Source organism: Asanoa sp. NPDC050611, from assembly GCF_040654855.1.
Lineage (GTDB): Bacteria > Actinomycetota > Actinomycetes > Mycobacteriales > Micromonosporaceae > Asanoa.
The window spans coordinates 1-1548 of record NZ_JBFAIU010000671.1 but is presented as its reverse complement, the minus strand read 5'-3'; the positions used below and the strand labels follow the sequence as shown (position 1 = coordinate 1548).

Sequence of the window (1548 nt, the reverse complement as noted above, 5' to 3'; positions counted from 1 at the left end):
GGTCGGCTCGATGGCCGGCGAGAAGGCGAACGCGCGCAGCGGTTCGACGAACTCCTTGGCGACCTTCAGCAGGGGGCCGGCGAGCTCGTCGGTCAGCGGGGACGGCTGTCCGGTGGCGACGGCGATGTCCCAGGCGTGCACGGCGGCGTCGAGGGCGGCGGCGCCGGATCCGACCCAGGTCGGCAGCGGGCCCAGGGGGAGCGGCGTCGCGGCGGTCTCGACGTCCTTGCCCACCGTCGCCCAGGCCGCCGCCGCGGCGTTGAGGTGGGGGTTCAGGAACGCCACCGGGTCCTGCGTGAGCCGGCCGGACGGCGCGAACGGGTTCTCGGTCGGGCCACCCTCGCCGGTGATCGCGGCGGCGTAGCCGAGCTGGTCGCCGGCCGCGTGCTGCAGCACCTGGGTGGCGTTCCACTCGGTGCACGGGGTCGGCCGTCCCCAGTCGCCGGCGGCGACGCCCGCCACCGTCGCGCGCAGCACGCGGTGTGCCTCGTCCATCAGCTGCCAGCCGCTGACAACGACGTTGGCGTTCTCGGTGTTTCCGCTCATGACCGGCTCCTCTTCAAATCGGAACGGAGTGGCCCGTTCCGCATCTAGAACTCTAGCGGAATGGAGCGTTCCGTTCAAGTCCAATTGAGTACGGAGACGGATGTGGCTCCTGAGGGTTCCTGGCAGGTTCGTGCGCATGGATGGGAGTAAGGCTGCCGCACGTGGGGCCTCGTTCGGGTTGAGCCTGCTCGTGGCGCTGGGCTGGTACGCCACCGTCATCGCCGCGGTCGTCGTCGGCCAGTCGGGGATACCGGCCGCGCCGGACCGGGACTGCTCGGCGATGTTCAGCTGCCTCGCGCCGCAGGACGGGATCGTCCTGATCCTGATCGTCGCCGCGCCCGTCCTGGCGGTTCTCGCGCTCTGCACGGTGGTGGTCGCCGCCCTGCTGACGCGCGTGTCCCGCTCCCCGATCCTCGTCGGCACCCTGTCGACCGTCGGCGGCATCGCGGTCGTGGCCGTGGTCGGCACGGTCTGGCAGGGCGTCCGATGAGGCGCGTCGGCCTGGGCGCGCTGCTCCTCGCCTGGCTCTACACGGTGCCGTTCCTGCTCGTCGTGGGGTTGATCCGCCGCACGTCGAGTCCCTACCTGGCGACCCACGCGGACGCCCAGGCCTTCGGCGGCACCACCGACACGATCCTGACCACCGCGCTGGTCCTGAACCTGGCCCTCCCGGCGGCCGGCGTGCTGCTCGCGCTGCTCGCCCACGACGGCTACTGGACCAGGCACTTCGCGTGGGCGCTGGCGGCGATGATGCTGATCTACGTCGCGGTCGCGATCGTCGGAAGTGCGGCCACCGGACCGTTGATCGGCTGGACGCCGGAGGACCAGGAGCCGGCACCCAGCATCACCCGGTGCATCCCGATCAGCGGCGGCCGCGGCTGCCCCGGCGGCTGACCAAGTCCGCCGGCGCCGCGCCTGGAATAGTCGACCGATGGACCTCGGCCCGCTGCGCCGGCGCGACTTCGCTCTGCTCTTCACCGCCGGCCTGGTCTCGCTCAGGGG

Annotated in this window: 3 protein-coding genes; 2 read left to right on the top strand and 1 reads right to left on the bottom strand. The window is 72.1% G+C overall.

Annotated elements, in window-relative coordinates; all coding sequences use genetic code 11:
* On the bottom strand, nt 1–546 hold a 546-nt coding region (locus AB0H87_RS41705), incomplete at its 3' end, for a TIGR03086 family metal-binding protein (RefSeq protein WP_360159381.1).
* A gap of 136 nt (nt 547–682) precedes the next feature.
* Here AB0H87_RS41705 and AB0H87_RS41700 point away from each other — a divergent pair.
* Together AB0H87_RS41700 and AB0H87_RS41695 are read left to right on the top strand one after the other, a co-directional pair.
* Nucleotides 683–1036: a hypothetical protein gene (locus tag AB0H87_RS41700; protein WP_360159378.1), complete on the top strand. Its 354-nt coding sequence runs from the start codon at nt 683–685 to the stop codon at nt 1034–1036.
* Nucleotides 1033–1440: a hypothetical protein gene (locus AB0H87_RS41695; protein ID WP_360159375.1), complete on the top strand. Its 408-nt coding sequence runs from the start codon at nt 1033–1035 to the stop codon at nt 1438–1440. The genes AB0H87_RS41700 and AB0H87_RS41695 overlap by 4 nt, the downstream gene beginning before the upstream one ends.
* Nucleotides 1441–1548: the final 108 nt, after the last annotated feature.

Excerpts from the sequence above, each read along its gene's own strand:
- AB0H87_RS41700 (WP_360159378.1), top strand. The coding sequence starts at position 683 with ATGGATGGGAGTAAGGCTGCCGCACGTGGGGCCTCGTTCGGGTTGAGC.
- AB0H87_RS41695 (WP_360159375.1), top strand. The coding sequence starts at position 1,033 with ATGAGGCGCGTCGGCCTGGGCGCGCTGCTCCTCGCCTGGCTCTACACG.